The organism is Paraburkholderia rhynchosiae (assembly GCF_002879865.1).
GTDB lineage: Bacteria > Pseudomonadota > Gammaproteobacteria > Burkholderiales > Burkholderiaceae > Paraburkholderia > Paraburkholderia rhynchosiae.
This window is the reverse complement of record NZ_PNXY01000009.1, coordinates 1-19,723: the sequence shown is the minus strand read 5'-3', so window position 1 is coordinate 19,723 and position 19,723 is coordinate 1. Positions and strand designations below refer to the sequence as shown.

At 59.3% G+C, this 19,723-nt stretch carries 13 protein-coding genes and 4 tRNA genes; all 17 read right to left on the bottom strand.

Annotation, left to right across the window (positions count from 1 at the left end; genetic code table 11):
- Positions 1-17: 17 nt before the first annotated feature.
- The gene (fusA, locus tag C0Z16_RS14525) at positions 18-2,120 is read right to left on the bottom strand and encodes an elongation factor G (protein ID WP_102632851.1); all 2,103 of its coding nucleotides are present in this window, start codon (positions 2,118-2,120) and stop codon (positions 18-20) included.
- Between the two features lie 133 nt (positions 2,121-2,253).
- Positions 2,254-2,724: a 30S ribosomal protein S7 gene (gene rpsG / locus C0Z16_RS14520; RefSeq protein WP_006053291.1), complete on the bottom strand. Its 471-nt coding sequence runs from the start codon at positions 2,722-2,724 to the stop codon at positions 2,254-2,256.
- A gap of 186 nt (positions 2,725-2,910) precedes the next feature.
- Positions 2,911-3,291 (bottom strand): 30S ribosomal protein S12, encoded by a 381-nt coding sequence (gene rpsL, locus C0Z16_RS14515; protein WP_006998493.1) that lies wholly within the window; start codon positions 3,289-3,291, stop codon positions 2,911-2,913.
- A gap of 222 nt (positions 3,292-3,513) precedes the next feature.
- Positions 3,514-5,361, bottom strand: coding sequence for a DNA helicase RecQ (gene recQ, locus C0Z16_RS14510; protein ID WP_102632850.1), 1,848 nt, complete (start codon positions 5,359-5,361; stop codon positions 3,514-3,516).
- A 199-nt stretch (positions 5,362-5,560) separates the two neighbouring features.
- On the bottom strand, positions 5,561-9,799 hold the full coding sequence (rpoC, locus tag C0Z16_RS14505) for a DNA-directed RNA polymerase subunit beta' (protein ID WP_102632849.1): 4,239 nt from the start codon (positions 9,797-9,799) through the stop codon (positions 5,561-5,563).
- A gap of 21 nt (positions 9,800-9,820) precedes the next feature.
- The gene (gene rpoB, locus C0Z16_RS14500; protein ID WP_102632848.1) at positions 9,821-13,927 is read right to left on the bottom strand and encodes a DNA-directed RNA polymerase subunit beta; all 4,107 of its coding nucleotides are present in this window, start codon (positions 13,925-13,927) and stop codon (positions 9,821-9,823) included.
- A 381-nt stretch (positions 13,928-14,308) separates the two neighbouring features.
- Positions 14,309-14,683 (bottom strand): 50S ribosomal protein L7/L12, encoded by a 375-nt coding sequence (rplL, locus tag C0Z16_RS14495; RefSeq protein WP_027803638.1) that lies wholly within the window; start codon positions 14,681-14,683, stop codon positions 14,309-14,311.
- Between the two features lie 63 nt (positions 14,684-14,746).
- Entirely contained in the window at positions 14,747-15,250 is a 504-nt protein-coding gene (gene rplJ / locus C0Z16_RS14490) for a 50S ribosomal protein L10 (protein ID WP_102632847.1), read from the bottom strand.
- A gap of 298 nt (positions 15,251-15,548) precedes the next feature.
- Positions 15,549-16,247, bottom strand: a complete 699-nt coding sequence (gene rplA, locus C0Z16_RS14485; RefSeq protein WP_102632846.1) for a 50S ribosomal protein L1 — start codon at positions 16,245-16,247, stop codon at positions 15,549-15,551.
- Entirely contained in the window at positions 16,248-16,679 is a 432-nt protein-coding gene (gene rplK, locus C0Z16_RS14480; protein WP_012434578.1) for a 50S ribosomal protein L11, read from the bottom strand.
- A 160-nt stretch (positions 16,680-16,839) separates the two neighbouring features.
- On the bottom strand, positions 16,840-17,397 hold the full coding sequence (nusG, locus tag C0Z16_RS14475; protein ID WP_007180147.1) for a transcription termination/antitermination protein NusG: 558 nt from the start codon (positions 17,395-17,397) through the stop codon (positions 16,840-16,842).
- A gap of 1 nt (position 17,398) precedes the next feature.
- Positions 17,399-17,779: a preprotein translocase subunit SecE gene (secE, locus tag C0Z16_RS14470; protein ID WP_027805185.1), complete on the bottom strand. Its 381-nt coding sequence runs from the start codon at positions 17,777-17,779 to the stop codon at positions 17,399-17,401.
- Between the two features lie 36 nt (positions 17,780-17,815).
- Positions 17,816-17,891: transfer RNA gene (locus tag C0Z16_RS14465), tRNA-Trp, on the bottom strand.
- A gap of 65 nt (positions 17,892-17,956) precedes the next feature.
- Positions 17,957-19,147 carry an elongation factor Tu gene (tuf, locus tag C0Z16_RS14460; RefSeq protein ID WP_012434572.1) on the bottom strand — a complete coding sequence of 397 codons (1,191 nt, stop codon included), beginning with the start codon at positions 19,145-19,147 and terminating at the stop codon, positions 17,957-17,959.
- 63 nt (positions 19,148-19,210) lie between these two features.
- Positions 19,211-19,285: transfer RNA gene (locus C0Z16_RS14455), tRNA-Thr, on the bottom strand.
- A 16-nt stretch (positions 19,286-19,301) separates the two neighbouring features.
- Positions 19,302-19,375, bottom strand: a tRNA-Gly gene (locus tag C0Z16_RS14450).
- A 41-nt stretch (positions 19,376-19,416) separates the two neighbouring features.
- A tRNA-Tyr gene (locus C0Z16_RS14445) sits at positions 19,417-19,502 on the bottom strand.
- Positions 19,503-19,723: the final 221 nt, after the last annotated feature.

Here is a 19,723-nt window from a genome sequence, read left to right as displayed (position 1 = left end):
AATGACTTGCCGCGCGATTACTTCGACTTCGCGTTGATGATCGCTTCGGACACGTTGCGCGGTGCTTCGGAGTAGTGCTTGAACTCCATCGTATATGTTGCGCGACCCTGGGTCAGCGAACGCAGCGACGTCGAGTAGCCGAACATTTCCGACAGCGGCACTTCGGCGCGAACAATCTTGCCACCGCCGACCATATCGTCCATACCCTGAACGATACCGCGACGGCCCGACAGGTCGCCCATCACGTTGCCCATGTAATCTTCCGGCGTTTCGACTTCCACAGCCATCATCGGTTCGAGGATGACCGGTTGAGCCTTGCGCATTGCTTCCTTGAACGCCATCGAGCCGGCCATGCGGAACGCATTTTCGTTCGAGTCAACGTCGTGGTACGAACCGAACGTCAGGTGAACCTTGACGTCGACGACCGGGAAGCCTGCCAGCACGCCCGCCTTCAGCGTTTCCTGGATACCCTTGTCCACCGCCGGGATGTATTCGCGCGGAATCACACCGCCCTTGATCTCGTCGAGGAACTCGTAGCCCTTGCCTTGCTCATTCGGCTCGAGCGTGATGACCGCGTGGCCGTACTGGCCGCGACCACCCGACTGCTTGACGAACTTGCCGTCAACGTCTTCTGCCTTGCCGCGAATCGTTTCACGGTAAGCAACCTGCGGCTTGCCGACAGTCGCTTCCACGCCGAACTCACGCTTCATACGGTCCACCAGAATTTCCAGGTGGAGCTCGCCCATGCCCGAAATAATGGTTTGGCCCGATTCTTCGTCCGTTTGAACGCGGAACGACGGATCTTCCTGTGCCAGACGGTTCAGCGCCAGCCCCATCTTTTCCTGGTCAGGCTTCGTCTTCGGCTCAACGGCCTGCGAAATCACCGGCTCCGGGAAAATCATGCGCTCGAGCACGATCGGGTTTTGCGGATCGCACAGCGTATCGCCGGTCGTCGCGTCTTTCAGGCCGACTGCAGCCGCGATGTCGCCCGCGCGGACTTCCTTGATTTCTTCGCGCTGGTTCGCGTGCATCTGCAGAATACGACCCAGACGTTCTTTTTTGTCCTTGGTCGCGTTCAGCACGGTGTCGCCCGAATTCACGATGCCCGAGTACACACGGAAGAAGATCAACTGGCCGACGAACGGGTCGGTCATGATCTTGAACGCCAGTGCGGAGAACTTTTCGTCGTCAGCAGCGCGGCGCTCGCCTTGCTCGCCGTTTTCCAGTTCGCCGGTAACCGGCGGGATGTCGATCGGCGACGGCAGGAAGTCGAGCACGGCGTCCAGCATGCGTTGCACGCCCTTGTTCTTGAACGCGGTGCCGCACAGCATCGGCTGGATTTCGCAAGCGATCGTACGGTCGCGCAGACCCTTGACGATTTCCTCTTCCGTCAGCTCGCCCGACTCGAGGTACTTGTTCATCAGGTCTTCGCTCGATTCAGCCGCGGCTTCAACCATCTTCTCGCGCCATTCATTGCACGTGTCGACGAGCTCAGCCGGAATCTCTTCGTACGAGAACTTGGTGCCCTGGGACGCGTCGTCCCAAATGATCGCCTTCATCTTCAGCAGATCGACGACGCCCGTGAAGTTCTCTTCAGCGCCGATAGGCACCACGACCGGAACCGGGTTTGCCTTCAGACGCAGCTTCAGCTGATCGTAAACCTTGAAGAAGTTCGCGCCGGTACGGTCCATCTTGTTGATGAACGCGAGACGGGGAACCTTGTACTTGTTAGCCTGACGCCACACGGTTTCCGACTGGGGCTGCACGCCGCCCACAGCGCAGTACACCATGCATGCGCCGTCGAGCACGCGCATCGAGCGCTCAACTTCAATCGTGAAGTCGACGTGGCCCGGGGTGTCGATGATGTTGATGCGGTGCTCAGCGCGATCGCCGGCCATGCCTTTCCAGAACGCCGTCGTAGCAGCCGACGTAATCGTGATGCCGCGTTCCTGCTCCTGCTCCATCCAGTCCATGGTGGCAGCGCCGTCGTGAACTTCACCAATCTTGTGGTTCACGCCGGTATAGAACAGGATGCGCTCGGTCGTCGTCGTCTTGCCGGCGTCGATGTGAGCGCTAATACCGATGTTACGGTAGCGCTCGATAGGTGTCTTGCGAGCCACTTTGATCCTCTATGGGGATGACGCGATGCGAGTGAATACCCATCGCGCTGTAACACAAACGGGCGAGGCGCTCTGTAAGCGCACCCGCCCGGAATTTCTTTCCGTTTATCCGCTAAACCCGAGTTCGGGAAGCTTAGAAACGGAAATGCGAGAACGCCTTGTTGGCTTCTGCCATCCGGTGAACTTCGTCGCGCTTCTTCATTGCGCCGCCACGGCCTTCGGCCGCTTCGGAAAGTTCACCTGCCAGACGCAGGGCCATCGACTTCTCGCTGCGCTTCTTCGCGGCTTCACGCAGCCAACGCATCGCCAATGCCATACGACGCGACGGGCGCACTTCGACCGGAACCTGATAGTTCGCACCACCAACGCGGCGGCTCTTCACTTCGACCACCGGCTTGACGTTGTTGAGCGCTACCGTGAACACTTCCAGCGGGTCCTTGCCACCCTTGGTCTGGATCTGTTCGAAAGCGCCGTACACGATACGCTCGGCAACCGACTTCTTGCCGGAGAGCATCAGCACGTTCATGAACTTAGCTACATCAACGTTACCGAACTTCGGGTCCGGCAACACTTCCCGCTTGGGGACTTCGCGACGACGCGGCATGTTTCTTCCTTTGACTTTTCAGTTGGAGCTGGGTTTAACCCATTGAGCCCCGCGGCCACCAACTAACCCGATTCATCTTCAAGACTTACCAGCCTGGTCGGGTGACCACTTACTCGACAGCACCGGCGATTCCGGCACCACCGCTATTACCGCCTTTGCAGGCGACCTGAACTACTCACCGGCTAATTACTTGCCGGCCTTGGCGCGCTTAGCACCGTACTTCGAGCGAGCCTGCTTACGATCCTTGACGCCCTGGGTATCCAGCGAGCCGCGAACCATGTGGTAACGCACACCCGGCAAGTCCTTCACACGGCCGCCGCGAATCAGCACGACCGAGTGTTCCTGCAGGTTGTGGCCTTCACCACCGATGTACGAAATGACTTCGAAGCCGTTCGTGAGGCGCACTTTCGCAACTTTACGGAGTGCCGAGTTCGGCTTCTTCGGCGTCGTGGTGTACACACGGGTGCACACGCCGCGACGCTGGGGGCAGTCCTGCAAAGCCGGGCTCTTGCTCTTCGTCGTTTCCGACGCGCGGCCTTTGCGAACCAGTTGATTGATGGTTGGCATTGTTTATTCCTGAAATTGAACAAAATCGACGCATCTGTTTCCGGGCAAAGCAGAAACGATTGCGCATCGAACTTCCGGCTTCGATCACCAGCACCTGGACAGAGTCCGCGCGCAGGCATCCCAAGAACCGGAACCTAGCATAATATTCTGAAAACACTAAATGAGTCAATAGCTTGCAATGCTTCGCAGACCTGCGCACCTCAGCGCGCGACGGCCCCCGGCCTAATCCGCGGCGACGACTTCGAGCAGTTCGCCCCCGAAACGGTCGAGTTTGCGCGCACCCATGCCTGGGATGCCGCGCAAATCCTCAATGGAACCGGGACCGTTACGAGCGATCTCCGCGAGCGTGGCGTCGTGGAAAATCACGTAGGCGGGTACGCCGTCGCTCTTGGCGGTTTCCGTGCGCCATGCGCGCAAACGGTCCCAGCGCGCGCGTTCGCGCGGACCCATGCCGATCGTTGGATCCGCCCGTTCGCTCGTCCGACCGGAGGACTGGCGGGTACGCGTGGGCTTCACATAGCGACGCATCGTGACGCCCTGCTCGCCTTTAAGAACGGGCTTGCTCGCCTCCGTGAGAACCAGCGAGCCGAATCCTTCGTGATCGACTGTCAGATAGCCGAACGCCACGAGTTGGCGAAACACCGCGCGCCACTCCGGCTCGCCGAGTGCCGCGCCGATGCCGAACGTGGTCAGCTTCTCATGGCCGCGCTGCAGGATTTTCTCGCTGCGATTGCCGCGCAGAATATCGATCAGATGGCCGGCGCCGAAGTGAAAACCGCTCGCCCGCTGCGCACGAAATACGCACGACAACGCCATCTGCGACTCGCGCGTCGCATTCCAGGTGTCGGGCGGCTCCAGACAGTTATCGCAGTTGCCGCAAGGTTTGCTCGATTCGCCGAAGTAGGCGAGAAGCCGCACGCGCCGGCAGGTCGCCGCTTCGCACAGGCCGAGCAGCGCATCGAGCTTGCCGCTCTGCACGCGCTTGTGCGCGTCGTCCGCGTCAGATTCGTCGATCATCTTGCGCTGCTGCACGACGTCGCCTAGGCCATACGCCATCCAGGCGTTGGCCGGCATGCCGTCGCGGCCCGCCCGGCCGGTTTCCTGGTAATACCCTTCGACGCTTTTCGGCAAATCAAGATGAGCGACAAAGCGCACGTCGGGCTTGTCGATACCCATGCCGAACGCGATCGTCGCGCACATCACGATGCCTTCCTCGCGCTGAAACATCTCCTGATGTTTCTGCCGCGTCTCGAACTCCATGCCCGCGTGATAGGGCAGCGCGCGCATTCCTTTTTCTTTTAGCCACTCCGCCGTTTCTTCGACTTTGCGCCGCGACAGGCAATACACCACGCCGGCGTCGGTGGTGCCATCCGGCTTCGAATGTTCGGCGCGGATAAAGTCCAGCAATTGCGTGCGCGCATTGTCCTTTTCGACGATCCGATAACGGATATTCGGGCGGTCGAAACTCGAGACGAAAATGCGCGCGTCGTCCAGCGCAAGGCGGTGGATGATCTCGTCGCGCGTGATTGCATCTGCGGTCGCCGTCAGCGCAATACGCGGCACATTTGGGAAACGCTCATGCAGCACCGAAAGCTGAATGTATTCGGGCCTGAAGTCGTGCCCCCATTGCGACACGCAATGCGCTTCGTCGATCGCGAAGAGCCCGATGCGCGTACGTTCGAGTAGCTCCTGAAACCGGGGCGTCATCAGGCGCTCGGGCGCCACATAGAGCAGATCGATGTCACCCTCACGCAACGCGCGCTCGGTGGCCATTGCTTCGGCGCTCGAAAGCGTGGAGTTCAGGTAAGCGGCGCGCACGCCGACTTCCGTAAGCGCCGCCACCTGATCCTGCATCAGCGCGATCAGTGGGGAGACGACGATGCCCGTGCCGTAGCCGCCTTCCCGGCGCACCAGCGACGGAATCTGATAGCACAGGGATTTGCCGCCGCCCGTTGGCATCAGCACGAGACAATCGCCGCCGCCGGCGACGTGTTCGACAATTTCGCCTTGTTGTCCTCTAAACGCGGGGTAACCGAAAACTTCGTTGAGGATTTCGAGCGGACGGGACATGAATTTGAGAGAGGCAGCCAAAAACCGGTGACACGAATTTTACCAACGCATTCGTGCTGCGCCCGCACTTTGCGACAACGTTAGCCATCCGGCCTACGAATCCACAACGGCGCGTAAAAAGACGCATAAAAAAAGCCGCTCAGTCGAAACTGAGCGGCTTCGCTGGCTTGTGAGCCCAAGCGGCTTACGCCGCCGGGACTTACTCGCCTGAGTGTTGCTGTTCGGCGGCCGGGGTTTCCGGCGTACCGAATTCGAACGACTCTTCCGCTGCGATCTGATCGAAACGCTCGCGGTCGGACAGTTCCTTGCTCTTGCGCGCCTTGTGGAATGCGAGACCCGTACCGGCCGGAATCAGACGGCCGACGATCACGTTTTCCTTCAGGCCACGCAGATCGTCGCGCTTACCCATGATCGCCGCTTCGGTCAGCACACGAGTCGTTTCCTGGAACGACGCCGCGGAGATGAACGAATCGGTCGACAGGGACGCCTTCGTGATACCGAGCAAGACGTTTTCGTACGTTGCCGGACGCTTGTCTTCCGCGATCATACGGTCGTTTTCGTCGAGCATATCCGACCGCTCGACCTGTTCGCCCGGGATGAAACGCGTATCGCCGTTGTCCGTAATCTGCACGCGGCGCAGCATCTGACGAACAATCACTTCAATGTGCTTGTCGTTGATCTTCACGCCTTGCAGACGGTACACGTCCTGCACTTCGTCCACGATGTAACGCGACAGCGCTTCGACGCCCTGCAAACGCAGGATGTCGTGCGGATCGGCCGGACCGTCCACGATCATTTCGCCCTTGTTGACGACCTGACCATCGTGAACCAGAACCTGCTTTTCCTTCGCGATCAGGAACTCGTGCTGGTTGCCCTCGAGGTCCGTGATAACGAGACGCTGCTTGCCCTTCGTGTCCTTACCGAACGACGTCGTACCCGTGACTTCCGCCAGGATACCTGCATCCTTCGGCGAACGTGCTTCGAACAGTTCCGCCACACGCGGCAGACCGCCGGTAATGTCACGCGTCTTCTGCGATTCAGTCGGGATACGTGCGAGCACTTCACCGACCTGCACTTGCTGACCGTCCTTCACGGTGATCAGAGCGCCGACCTGGAAGCCGATCTGCACCGAATGCTCGGTGTTCGGGATCTTGACTTCTTCGCCGTTCGCGTCGAGCAGCTTGACCTGCGGACGCACCGTCTTCGAAGCTTGCGAACCGCGACGCTTCACGTCGATCACGACCAGGGTCGAAAGACCCGTCACGTCGTCGATCTGCTTCGCAACGGTCACGCCTTCTTCGACGTTCTCGAACTTCACCGTGCCACCGTACTCGGTGATGATCGGACGCGTCATCGGATCCCACGTCGCCAGTTGCGTGCCGGCCTTGATCTGCGCGCCGTCCAGTTGCAACAGCGTCGCGCCGTACGGCACTTTGTGACGTTCGCGCTCGCGGCCGTGGTCGTCGGTGATCATCGCTTCGCCCGAACGCGAGATGACGATCTGCTCGCCCTTCGCGTTGGTGACGTAACGCATCGTCGCCGTGAAACGCACCGTACCGTTCGACTTCGCTTCGATCGACGAAGCCACTGCCGCACGCGACGCCGCACCACCGATGTGGAACGTACGCATTGTGAGCTGCGTGCCCGGTTCACCGATCGACTGCGCAGCGATCACGCCGACTGCTTCGCCGACGTTGACCGACGAGCCGCGGCCCAGGTCGCGGCCGTAGCAGGCTGCGCACAGACCGTAACGCGTTTCGCAAGTCAGCGGCGTACGCACGCGCACTTCGTCGATGCCGAGGCGTTCGATTTCTTCGACCGCGTCTTCGTCGAGCAGCGTGCCCGTTTCGTACAGCGTTTCCTGCGATTCCGGATTGACGACGTCAGCCACCGTCACGCGACCAAGGATACGGTCACGCAGCGCTTCGACGACTTCACCGCCTTCGACCAACGCCTTCATCGCGACGCCGTTGGACGTACCGCAATCGTCCTCGACCACCACGAGATCCTGCGTCACGTCGACGAGACGTCGCGTCAGGTAACCCGAGTTTGCCGTCTTCAGTGCCGTATCAGCCAGACCCTTACGTGCGCCGTGGGTCGAGATGAAGTACTGCAACACGTTCAGACCTTCACGGAAGTTCGCCGTAATCGGCGTCTCGATGATCGAGCCGTCCGGTTTCGCCATCAGGCCACGCATACCGGCCAGCTGACGAATCTGAACTGCGGAACCACGAGCGCCCGAGTCCGCCATCATGTAGATGGAGTTGAACGATTCCTGACGCGTTTCGTTGCCGTCGCGGTCCGTCACCGGTTCCGTCGACAGTTGCTCCATCATCGCCTTGCCGACCGCTTCCGACGTTGCCGACCAGATGTCGACGACGTTGTTGTAGCGCTCTTGCGACGTGACGAGACCCGACATGTACTGACGGTCGTATTCCTTCACCTTCTTCGCGGCGTCGCCGACGATGGTTTCCTTCTGCGGCGGCACGAGCATGTCGTCGACGCAGATCGAAATACCAGCGCGCGTTGCCAGACGGAAACCCGACTGCATCAACTGGTCGGCGAAAATCACCGTTTCGCGCAGACCGCACTTGCGGAACGCGGTGTTGATGAGACGCGAAATTTCCTTCTTCTTCAGCGGCTTGTTCAGCACCGAGAACGGCAGGCCCGGCGGGAGAATTTCCGACAGGATTGCGCGGCCGACGGTCGTCGGGTACAGCGTGATCTTCGGCACGAACGCCGGCGCGCCTTCCGACTTGTCTTCGTTGTGGACCATTTCAGTGATCCGCACGTTGACGCGCGAGGCGAGCTCGACTTCCTTGTTCTCGTATGCACGCAGCGCTTCCGAGACGCCCGTGAACGTCAGGCCTTCGCCCTTAGCATTCACAGCTTCACGGGTCGCGTAGTACAGACCGAGCACGATATCCTGCGACGGCACGATCGACGGATCGCCGTTGGCCGGGAACAGGACGTTATTCGACGCCAGCATCAGCGTGCGCGCTTCCATCTGCGCTTCAAGCGACAGCGGAACGTGAACAGCCATCTGGTCACCGTCGAAGTCGGCGTTGAACGCCGCGCAAACGAGCGGGTGCAGCTGGATTGCCTTACCTTCGATCAGCACCGGCTCGAAAGCCTGAATGCCAAGACGGTGCAGCGTAGGCGCACGGTTCAGCATGACCGGATGCTCGCGGATCACCTCTTCGAGGATGTCCCACACAACCGGGGTCTGGTTCTCGACTTCCTTCTTCGCAGCCTTGATGGTGGTTGCAACACCCATCACTTCGAGCTTGTTGAAGATGAACGGCTTGAACAGTTCGAGCGCCATCAGCTTCGGCAGACCACACTGGTGCAGCTTGAGCGTCGGGCCGACCACGATCACCGAACGGCCCGAATAGTCAACGCGCTTACCGAGCAAGTTCTGACGGAAACGACCGCCCTTACCCTTGATCATGTCAGCGAGCGACTTCAGCGGACGCTTGTTCGCGCCGGTCATTGCCTTACCGCGACGGCCGTTGTCGAGCAGCGAATCGACGGCTTCCTGCAGCATCCGCTTTTCGTTGCGGACGATGATTTCAGGCGCCTTCAGTTCGAGCAGACGCTTCAACCGGTTGTTACGGTTGATCACGCGGCGATACAGGTCGTTCAGGTCCGACGTCGCGAAACGACCGCCATCCAGCGGCACCAGCGGACGTAGTTCCGGCGGCAACACCGGCAGCACTTCGAGCACCATCCAGTCAGGCTTGATGCCCGAACGCTGGAAAGCCTCGAGCACCTTCAGGCGCTTCGCGTACTTCTTGATCTTCGCTTCCGAACCCGTGTTCTTGAGTTCGGTACGGAGCATCTCGACCTGTTCGTCGATGTTGATCGCGCGCAGCAGCTCGCGAACGCCTTCCGCGCCCATCTCGGCACGGAACTCGTCACCGTATTCTTCGACCTTGTTGTAGTAATCCTCTTCCGTCATGATCTGCCGCGCTTTCAGCGGCGTCATGCCCGGATCGATCACCACGTATGCTTCGAAGTACAGCACGCGTTCGATATCGCGCAGCGTCATGTCGAGCACCATGCCCAGACGCGACGGCAGCGACTTCAGGAACCAGATGTGCGCGACCGGTGAGGCCAGTTCAATGTGGCCCATCCGTTCGCGACGCACCTTCGCCAGCGTCACTTCGACGCCGCACTTCTCGCAGATCACGCCACGGTGCTTCAGGCGCTTGTACTTGCCGCAAAGGCATTCGTAGTCTTTGATCGGCCCGAAAATCTTCGCGCAGAACAGACCATCGCGTTCCGGCTTGAACGTCCGGTAGTTGATGGTTTCCGGCTTCTTGACTTCACCGAACGACCACGAACGGATCTTGTCTGGCGAGGCCAGACCGATCTTGATCGCGTCAAAAACTTCAGGTTGTTGGACTTGCTTGAATAGATCGAGCAAAGCTTTCATCGCTTCTCTCCAGTAGTCCGATTAGTTGCGGTCGAGGTCGATGTCGATACCGAGCGAGCGGATTTCCTTCACCAACACGTTGAAGGATTCCGGCATGCCTGCATCGATCACGTGATCGCCCTTGACCAGGTTCTCGTACACCTTGGTCCGACCCGTCACGTCGTCCGACTTCACCGTCAGCATTTCCTGCAGCACGTACGATGCGCCGTACGCTTCGAGCGCCCACACTTCCATTTCACCGAAACGCTGGCCACCGAACTGCGCCTTACCGCCCAACGGCTGCTGCGTCACGAGCGAGTACGGGCCCGTGGAACGCGCGTGCATCTTGTCGTCGACCAGGTGATGCAGTTTCAGGTAGTGCATGTAGCCGACCGTCACCGTACGTTCGAACATCTCGCCCGTGCGGCCGTCGTACAGACGAACCTGATTCTTCGACGGCGTCATGCCGAGGTTCTTCGCGATGTCGTCCGGGAATGCCAGATCCAGCGCGCGCGACATTTCCTCTTCCGTCGCACCGTCGAACACGGGCGTTGCAAACGGCACGCCTTCGCGCAGGTTCTTCGCCAGTTCGACAATTTCGTCGTCGGTGAAGCTGTCCAGCTCTTCGGCGCGGCCCGACTCGTTGTAGATCTTGGTCAGGAATTCGCGCAGTTCAGCAATCTTCGCCTGACGCTGCAGCATTTCGCCGATACGCCAGCCGAGACCCTTCGCGGCCCAACCCAGATGCACTTCGAGAACCTGACCCACGTTCATCCGCGACGGCACGCCGAGCGGGTTAAGAACGACGTCAGCCGGACGGCCGTCGGCCATGTACGGCATGTCTTCGATCGGAACGATCTTCGACACGACACCCTTGTTACCGTGACGGCCGGCCATCTTGTCGCCAGGCTGCAGGCGGCGCTTGACTGCGAGATACACCTTGACCATTTTCAGCACGCCCGGCGGCAGTTCGTCGCCTTGCGTGAGCTTCTTGCGCTTTTCTTCGAACGCCAGATCGAACTGGTGACGCTTCTGTTCGATCGAGTCCTTGATAGCTTCGAGCTGTGCCGCTGCTTCTTCGTCCGCGAGGCGGATGTCGAACCAGTGGTAGTGATCCAGATCTTGCAGGTAAGCCTGTTCGATCTTCGTGCCCTTCGCGAGCTTCTTCGGACCACCGTTCGCGACCTTGCCGTCGAGCATACGTGCGAGACGCTGGAACGCGTCGCCTTCCACGATACGCAGCTGGTCGTTCAGGTCCAGGCGATAGCGCTTCAGTTCATCGTCGATGATCTGTTGCGCGCGCTTGTCGCGCTGAATGCCTTCACGCGTGAACACCTGGACGTCGATCACCGTACCGCTCATGCCCGAAGGCACGCGCAGCGACGTATCTTTCACGTCCGAAGCCTTTTCACCGAAGATCGCGCGCAGCAGCTTCTCTTCCGGCGTCAACTGGGTTTCGCCCTTCGGCGTCACCTTGCCGACCAGCACGTCGCCTGCTTCGACTTCAGCGCCGATGTAGACGATGCCCGACTCGTCGAGACGGCCGAGTTGCACTTCCGCCAGGTTCGAGATGTCGCGCGTGATTTCTTCCGGTCCGAGCTTCGTATCACGAGCTACGACGTTCAGTTCCTCGATGTGGATCGACGTGTAACGGTCGTCGGCAACCACTTTCTCCGAGATCAAAATCGAGTCTTCGAAGTTGTAGCCGTTCCACGGCATGAACGCGACCAGCATGTTCTGGCCGAGAGCCAGTTCGCCGAGGTCGGTCGATGCACCGTCAGCCAGCACGTCGCCACGCGACACGATATCGCCGACCTTGACGATCGGGCGCTGGTTGATGTTCGTGTTCTGGTTCGAACGCGTGTACTTGATCAGGTTGTAGATGTCCACGCCGACGTCGCCAGCAACGGCTTCATCGTCGTTCACGCGGATCACCATACGGCCTGCGTCGACGTAATCGACAACACCGCCGCGGAATGCCTGAACCGTCGTACCGGAGTCGACTGCCACCGTGCGCTCGATACCCGTACCGACCACGGCCTTTTCAGGACGCAGACACGGCACAGCCTGACGCTGCATGTTCGAACCCATCAACGCGCGGTTCGCGTCGTCGTGCTCAAGGAACGGAATCAGCGAAGCCGCCACCGACACGATCTGCGACGGCGCCACGTCCATGTACTGGATGCGGTCCGGCGTGACCATCAGCGTTTCACCGGCTTCACGCGACGACACGAGTTCGTCGGTCAGCGAGCCGTCAGCAGCAACCGCCGCGTTCGCCTGAGCGATCACGTAACGGCCTTCTTCGATCGCCGACAGGTAGTCGATCTGATCGGTCACCTTGCTGTCCACGACCTTGCGATACGGCGTTTCGAGGAAGCCGTATTCGTTCAGGTGCGCGTACAGCGCGAGCGAGTTGATCAGGCCGATGTTCGGACCTTCAGGCGTTTCAATCGGGCAGACGCGACCGTAGTGCGTCGGGTGCACGTCGCGGACTTCAAAGCCGGCGCGTTCACGCGTCAAACCGCCCGGTCCAAGGGCCGAGACACGGCGCTTGTGAGTGATTTCCGACAGCGGATTCGTCTGGTCCATGAACTGCGACAGCTGCGACGAACCGAAGAACTCGCGAATCGCCGACGAAATCGGCTTCGAGTTGATCAGGTCGTGCGGCATCAGGTTTTCGCTTTCGGCCTGGCCGAGGCGTTCCTTCACAGCACGTTCGACACGCACGAGACCGGCGCGGAACTGGTTCTCCGCCAGTTCGCCGACGCAACGCACGCGACGATTGCCCAAGTGGTCGATGTCGTCCACTTCGCCCTTGCCGTTACGCAACTCGACCAGGATCTTGATCGTGGCGAGGATGTCGTCGTCTTGCAGCGTCATCGGCCCGATGATCTCGTCGCGGCCCACGCGACGATTGAACTTCATACGACCCACCTTGGACAGGTCGTATGCGTCTTCGCTGTAGAACAGGCGGTTGAACAGCGCCTCGACCGCTTCTTCGGTCGGCGGTTCGCCCGGACGCATCATGCGGTAAATCGCGATACGGGCGGCCATCTTGTCGGCGGTTTCGTCGATACGCAGCGTCGACGAGATGTACGGACCTTGATCCAGGTCGTTCGTGTAGAGCGTCTGGATGTCTTTGATCTTCGATTCGCGCAGCTTCTCGAGGACGGTCTCGGTGATTTCGTCGTTCGCGTTAGCGATGACTTCACCGGTGTCGCCGTCGACAACGTTCTTCGCCAGCACACGGCCGAGCAGATAGTCTTCCGGAACCGAGATGAACTTGGTCTTCGCGTTGTCGAGATCGCGAATGTGCTTCGCGTTGATCCGCTTGTCCTTCTGGACGATCACGTTGCCATCACGATCGGTGATGTCGAAGCGCGCGACTTCGCCACGCAGACGCTCCGGTACGAATTCCATCTGTGCGCCTTCCGGCATCAGCGTGAAATTGTCGAACACGAAGAAGTTTGCGAGGATCTGTTCCGGCGTGAGGCCGATTGCCTTCAGCAGGATCGTGACCGGCATCTTGCGGCGACGGTCGACGCGGAAGTACAGCACGTCCTTCGGGTCGAACTCAAAATCGAGCCACGAACCGCGGTAAGGAATGATACGTGCCGAGAACAGGAGCTTGCCCGAGCTGTGCGTCTTGCCCTTGTCGTGTTCGAAGAACACGCCAGGCGAACGGTGCAGCTGCGAAACGATCACGCGCTCCGTGCCGTTGATGACGAACGAACCCGTCGGCGTCATGAGCGGAATTTCGCCCATGTACACTTCCTGTTCCTTCACTTCCTTGACGACCGGCTTGCTCGGCGACTCTTTATCGAGCAGCACGAGGCGCACTTTTGCGCGCAAGGCCGAGCAGTACGTCAAACCGCGCTGCTGGCATTCCTTGATGTTGAATGCCGGAGGCGACAGCATGTAGCTGACGAACTCAAGACGTGCGAACCCGTTGTGCGAAACAATCGGGAAAACGGATGTGAACGCAGCCTGCAGGCCTTCCGGCTTGCGTTGCGTAGACGACGTGTCTGCTTGCAGAAACGTGCTGAATGATTCAAGCTGGGTAGCCAGCAGGAAAGGTACTTGGTGAACGATGGGGCGCTTCGCAAAACTTTTGCGAATACGCTTCTTCTCGGTGAAGGAATATTGCATACGATCTCCGAATCACGGCGGGCATTGTTGTCGAGGCAGGATACCTTGATGAGACAACCCGAGTGTTCACCGACTGAGACCCGATGGCCGTCCGATGGCTTGAACGAGCCTAGAAGCTTGGTGGTTGGCCGCTACCAACCGCTGGCTGACGGCAGCGGATGCCTGTCGCATATGGAACCTAAGCCGCTACCCGACCAAACTTGCCTTCTGCAGTCGCTTCAGAAGACAAAGAGAAGCGCCGGTCAATGTTGCCGATAGGCGATTTTCTTTGGCTTCTGGGAGTCGCATTATTGCTGAACAGCGCTGCAAAAACGCGTCCCCCACAAAGCACAAAAAGGCCGGCGGTGGAAAACCGCCAGCCTTCGCACAGCGCGCTGAAACTTACTTGATTTCAGCCTTCGCGCCGGCTTCTTCGAGCTTCTTCTTGGCTTCTTCAGCAGCAGCCTTCGGTACCGCTTCCTTAACAGGCTTCGGTGCACCGTCGACCAGGTCCTTCGCTTCCTTCAGGCCGAGACCCGTCAGTTCGCGAACAGCCTTAATGACCGAAACCTTGTTCGCGCCGACTTCCGTCAGGTTGACCGTGAATTCGGTTTGCTCTTCAGCAGCTGCAGCAGCGCCGCCGCCTGCCGGGCCTGCCACTGCAACAGCAGCTGCCGACACGCCGAACTTTTCTTCGAACGCCTTGACCAGCTCGTTCAGTTCCAGAACCGACATCGAGCTTACTGCTTCGAGGATGTCATCTTTTGCGATTGCCATTTGAAATACTCCTAAATTGAATTCGGATACAGCCAGCGATCAATCACGCTCGACTGAAGTGCGTTACGCAGCGGCTTCTTCGCCTTGTTTCTTTTCTGCCAGCGCGGCCAGAGCGCGCGCAAAGCCGGAAACAGGTGCTTGCATAACGTACAACAGCTTGGAGAGCAGTTCTTCGCGGCTCGGGATGTTTGCCAGCGCTTGCACGCCAGCCTTGTCCATCACCTTGCCTTCGTATGAACCAGCCTTGATGATCAACTTGTCATTGGTTTTGCCGAAGTCGTTGACGACCTTGGCAGCAGCAATTGCATCTTCCGAGATGCCGTAGATCAGGGGGCCAGTCATCTGCTCTGCCAGCGGAGCAAACGGGGTACCTTCGACAGCGCGACGCGCCAGCGTGTTTTTCAACACGCGAAGATAAACCTGTTGCTCACGCGCTTTCGCGCGCAGCTTGGTCAGATCGCCAACCGCGATTCCACGATACTCAGCCAGAACCACGGTCTGGGCTTTCGCGACTTGCGCGGCAACCTCAGCGACGACGGCCTGCTTGCTTTCTTTGTTGAGTGGCACGGTTAACCTCCAGATTCGATACACGCGGCGTGCGCCTTGCGTACCGCATTCAATAACGGCGTCCGACCAGTCAGGAGTATTTCGACCGCCCGACACCCACATTGCTGCGGACGCCCAGCGGTTTCATCACTACAAAACCTTTTCGGGTTCGCCATCTGCGTTGGCTTGCATTAAGAGCCCGCCTACCTGCTGCGTGCCCACCAACGGTCTTTGACAACCGGTTGCGCGGCGCAACTGCCACCTCGCAACCGCCCAAAGCCCTTAAACCGCCCCGACTTTCATCGAGGCGATGAATCACTTACTGTGCAGCGAGCGATGCTTGATCGACGCGAACGCCGACACCCATCGTGCTCGACAGCGCAACCTTACGCAGGTAGACACCCTTGCTCGTCGCCGGCTTAGCCTTCTGCAGCGCGTCGATAAGAGCGCTCAGGTTGCTACGCAGAGCCGTCGGCTCGAACGAAGCACGGCCGATGGTGGCGTGGATGATACCGGCCTTGTCGACACGGAATTGCACCTGGCCAGCCTTAGCGTTTTTGACGGCAGTTGCGACGTCCGGCGTGACTGTGCCGACCTTCGGGTTCGGCATCAAACCGCGCGGGCCGAGAATCTGACCGAGCGTACCGACAACGCGCATTGTGTCCGGCGAAGCGATCACGATGTCGAAGTCCAGCTTGCCGGCCTTGACTTGCTCAGCCAGGTCTTCCATACCGACCACTTCAGCACCCGCTGCGCGAGCCTGTTCGGCCTTTTCGCCTTGCGCGAACACTGCGACGCGAACCGACTTACCGGTACCGGCCGGCAGCACGACCGAACCACGGACTACTTGATCCGACTTCTTCGCGTCGATGCCGAGTTGTACTGCGACGTCGATCGACTCGTCAAACTTTGCGCTTGCACATTCCTTCACGAGCGACAGAGCGTCGTCGATCGCGTACAGCTTCTGACGATCAACCTTGGCTGCAAATGCTTGCAGACGCTTCGAAAGCTTAGCCATTTACACGCCCTCCACGGTGATGCCCATCGAGCGGGCGCTACCAGCGATCGTACGAACCGCTGCGTCGAGATCAGCTGCCGTCAGATCGGGCATCTTGGTCTTGGCGATGTCTTCAGCTTGAGCGCGGGTGATCTTGCCGACCTTGTCGGTATGCGGCTTGCTCGAACCCTTGTCGATCTTCGCTGCCTTCTTGATCAGAACGGTGGCCGGCGGCGTCTTCAGGACGAACGTGAAGCTCTTGTCAGCGAACGCGGTAATCACGACCGGAGTCGGCAGGCCCGGTTCCAATGCCTGAGTCTGCGCATTGAAAGCCTTGCAGAACTCCATGATGTTCAGGCCGCGTTGGCCAAGTGCCGGACCGACCGGCGGCGACGGGTTGGCTTTACCTGCAGGAATCTGCAGCTTGATAAAGCCAATGATTTTCTTTGCCATGTTGAAAACCTCTTTGGAACGTCACATTGCACGTGAACGTTCAGTGAGTAGTAGCGCGCGTTCGCCGAAGCCGACTACTTACGCTCCTCAACGGCCATTACGCGGACCGTAAGCGCGAAGTACGAAGCGCGCCGATCAGCGCGCTACGTAAAATTCTGAATTACAACTTTTCGACCTGTCCGAATTCGAGTTCGACGGGTGTTGCCCGACCGAAAATCGTAACGGAAACACGGACACGCGACTTCTCGTAGTTCACTTCTTCGACGCTGCCGTTGAAATCGGTGAAAGGACCGTCCTTTACTCGTACCATCTCGCCTACTTCGAACAGGGTCTTGGGACGCGGTTTCTCCACGCCCTCCTGCATCTGCGACATGATCTTCTCGACTTCCCGCGGGGAAATCGGACTCGGACGATTGCGCGCACCGCCTACGAAACCCGTGACCTTCGCCGTGTTCTTCACGAGGTGCCACGTCTCGTCCGTCATTTCCATTTCCACCAGCACATATCCGGGGAAGAAACGACGTTCAGTCACGGATTTGTGACCACCCTTCACCTCGACAACTTCTTCAGTCGGGACGAGAATTTGACCAAACTGGTCTTGCATGCCAGCACGTTCGATGCGCTCCTGAAGCGCACGTTGCACGCTCTTCTCCATGCCGGAGTAGGCGTGCACGACATACCAACGTTTGCCGCTCGGAGATGCCGGAGTATCGCTCATATCATTTCCAACCCAGAATCACCGAGAAAATCGCCCATTCGATGGATTTATCACTAACCCAAAGAAAGATCGCCATCACGAACACGAAGCCGAACACTACCAGCGTCGTTTGGGTGGCCTCTTTGCGAGTCGGCCAAACGACCTTACGGACTTCCTTATACGAGTCTTTGGCGAAAGCGATGAAACCCTTGCCAGGCGCGGAGAGAAGACCGACTGCAACACCCGCGATTGCACCAACAGCCAAGGCGGCTCCGCGGACGTACCATTCCTGACCATTGAGCCAGAAGAACCCCACGAACCCGGCCAAGACCAGCAATACGCCCGCGACGAGCATCAGCTTGTCGCTGGATGTATTTACAGTTTCGACGGAAGGATTCGCCATAACACCTTAACGAAGCGTCACATTTGACGCGAGAGTTGGCAGGGGCAGAGGGAATCGAACCCCCAACCTTCGGTTTTGGAGACCGACGCTCTGCCAGTTGAGCTATACCCCTAAACCATTTTGGGGTTGACGACACCGCCAACCCCGAAACTACAGATTAACGAGAACTATCTGGCGTTACTCGAGAATCTTGGCAACCACACCTGCGCCGACGGTACGGCCGCCTTCACGGATGGCGAAGCGCAGACCTTCTTCCATCGCGATCGGGTTGATCAGCTTCACCGTGATCGACACGTTGTCGCCCGGCATGACCATTTCCTTGTCCTTCGGCAACTCGATCGAGCCCGTCACGTCCGTCGTACGGAAGTAGAACTGCGGACGATAGTTGTTGAAGAACGGCGTGTGACGGCCGCCTTCGTCCTTGCTCAGCACGTACACTTCAGCCGTGAAGTGCGTGTGCGGGTTGATCGAACCCGGCTTGGCCAGCACCTGGCCACGCTCCACGTCTTCACGCTTCGTGCCGCGCAGCAGGATACCGACGTTGTCGCCCGCCTGACCCTGGTCGAGCAGCTTGCGGAACATTTCCACGCCCGTGCAGGTCGTCTTCACCGTCGGCTTGATACCGACGATCTCGATTTCCTCGCCGACCTTCACGACGCCGCGCTCCACGCGACCCGTCACCACCGTGCCGCGACCCGAGATCGAGAACACGTCTTCCACCGGCATCAGGAACGCGCCATCCACTGCGCGCTCCGGCGTCGGGATGTACGTGTCCAGCGCGTCGGCCAGGTTCATGATCGCCACTTCGCCCAGTTCGCCCTTGTCGCCTTCCAGCGCCAGCTTCGCCGAACCCTTGATGATCGGCGTGTCGTCGCCCGGGAAGTCGTACTTCGACAGAAGCTCGCGCACTTCCATCTCGACCAGCTCCAGCAGTTCGGCGTCGTCCACCATGTCGCACTTGTTCAGGAACACGATGATGTACGGCACGCCGACCTGACGCGCCAGCAGGATGTGCTCACGCGTTTGCGGCATCGGGCCGTCAGCGGCCGAGCACACCAGGATCGCGCCGTCCATCTGCGCGGCGCCCGTGATCATGTTCTTCACATAGTCAGCGTGGCCCGGGCAGTCGACGTGGGCGTAGTGGCGGTTAGCCGTTTCGTACTCGACGTGCGCCGTGTTGATCGTAATGCCACGCGCCTTTTCTTCCGGCGCCGCGTCGATCTGGTCATACGCCTTCGCTTCGCCGCCGAACTTCTGCGTCAGAACCGTCGTGATCGCTGCCGTCAGCGTGGTCTTGCCGTGGTCAACGTGACCGATCGTGCCGACGTTCACGTGCGGCTTGGTCCGCTCAAACTTACCCTTGGCCATTTTCGACTCCTAAGAGGATTTTTCCGTACGTTGCGCCGGGCGCAAACAATCACCGAGTACTTCTGGTGCCCATGGGCAGGATCGAACTGCCGACCTCTCCCTTACCAAGGGAGTGCTCTACCACTGAGCCACATGGGCGCTACTTCTGTATTGCTGGAGCGGGTGAAGGGAATCGAACCCTCGTCGTAAGCTTGGAAGGCTTCTGCTCTACCATTGAGCTACACCCGCAAGGATTCATGGATTCCCGACAACTGCTACAACTTGCATTCTGGTGGAGGAGGTTGGATTCGAACCAACGTAGGCGTAAGCCAACAGATTTACAGTCTGCCCCCTTTAGCCACTCGGGCACCCCTCCGCAGAGAACTGATGATTATGGGGGAACAACCGCTTGCTGTCAAGACCTGCTCGACAGTTCCAACCCAAGGCTCTCACTTATATAGTGACCGCGCCGTAAACGCAGAAACCCCACCTTTTTCGGGGTGGGGTTTCTGGTGCTGCAGGGGAGCCTGACGATGACCTACTTTCACACGGGTAATCCGCACTATCATCGGCGTAGAGTCGTTTCACGGTCCTGTT

What these genes read in the sequence shown, in the direction of transcription:
- rpsG (WP_006053291.1), bottom strand. Translation starts at nt 2,724, where the DNA reads ATGCCGCGTCGTCGCGAAGTCCCCAAGCGGGAAGTGTTGCCGGACCCG.
- rpsL (WP_006998493.1), bottom strand. Translation starts at nt 3,291, where the DNA reads ATGCCAACCATCAATCAACTGGTTCGCAAAGGCCGCGCGTCGGAAACG.
- recQ (WP_102632850.1), bottom strand. Translation starts at nt 5,361, where the DNA reads ATGTCCCGTCCGCTCGAAATCCTCAACGAAGTTTTCGGTTACCCCGCG.
- rpoC (WP_102632849.1), bottom strand. Translation starts at nt 9,799, where the DNA reads ATGAAAGCTTTGCTCGATCTATTCAAGCAAGTCCAACAACCTGAAGTT.
- rpoB (WP_102632848.1), bottom strand. Translation starts at nt 13,927, where the DNA reads ATGCAATATTCCTTCACCGAGAAGAAGCGTATTCGCAAAAGTTTTGCG.
- rplL (WP_027803638.1), bottom strand. Translation starts at nt 14,683, where the DNA reads ATGGCAATCGCAAAAGATGACATCCTCGAAGCAGTAAGCTCGATGTCG.
- rplA (WP_102632846.1), bottom strand. Translation starts at nt 16,247, where the DNA reads ATGGCTAAGCTTTCGAAGCGTCTGCAAGCATTTGCAGCCAAGGTTGAT.
- rplK (WP_012434578.1), bottom strand. Translation starts at nt 16,679, where the DNA reads ATGGCAAAGAAAATCATTGGCTTTATCAAGCTGCAGATTCCTGCAGGT.
- nusG (WP_007180147.1), bottom strand. Translation starts at nt 17,397, where the DNA reads ATGAGCGATACTCCGGCATCTCCGAGCGGCAAACGTTGGTATGTCGTG.
- secE (WP_027805185.1), bottom strand. Translation starts at nt 17,779, where the DNA reads ATGGCGAATCCTTCCGTCGAAACTGTAAATACATCCAGCGACAAGCTG.
- tuf (WP_012434572.1), bottom strand. Translation starts at nt 19,147, where the DNA reads ATGGCCAAGGGTAAGTTTGAGCGGACCAAGCCGCACGTGAACGTCGGC.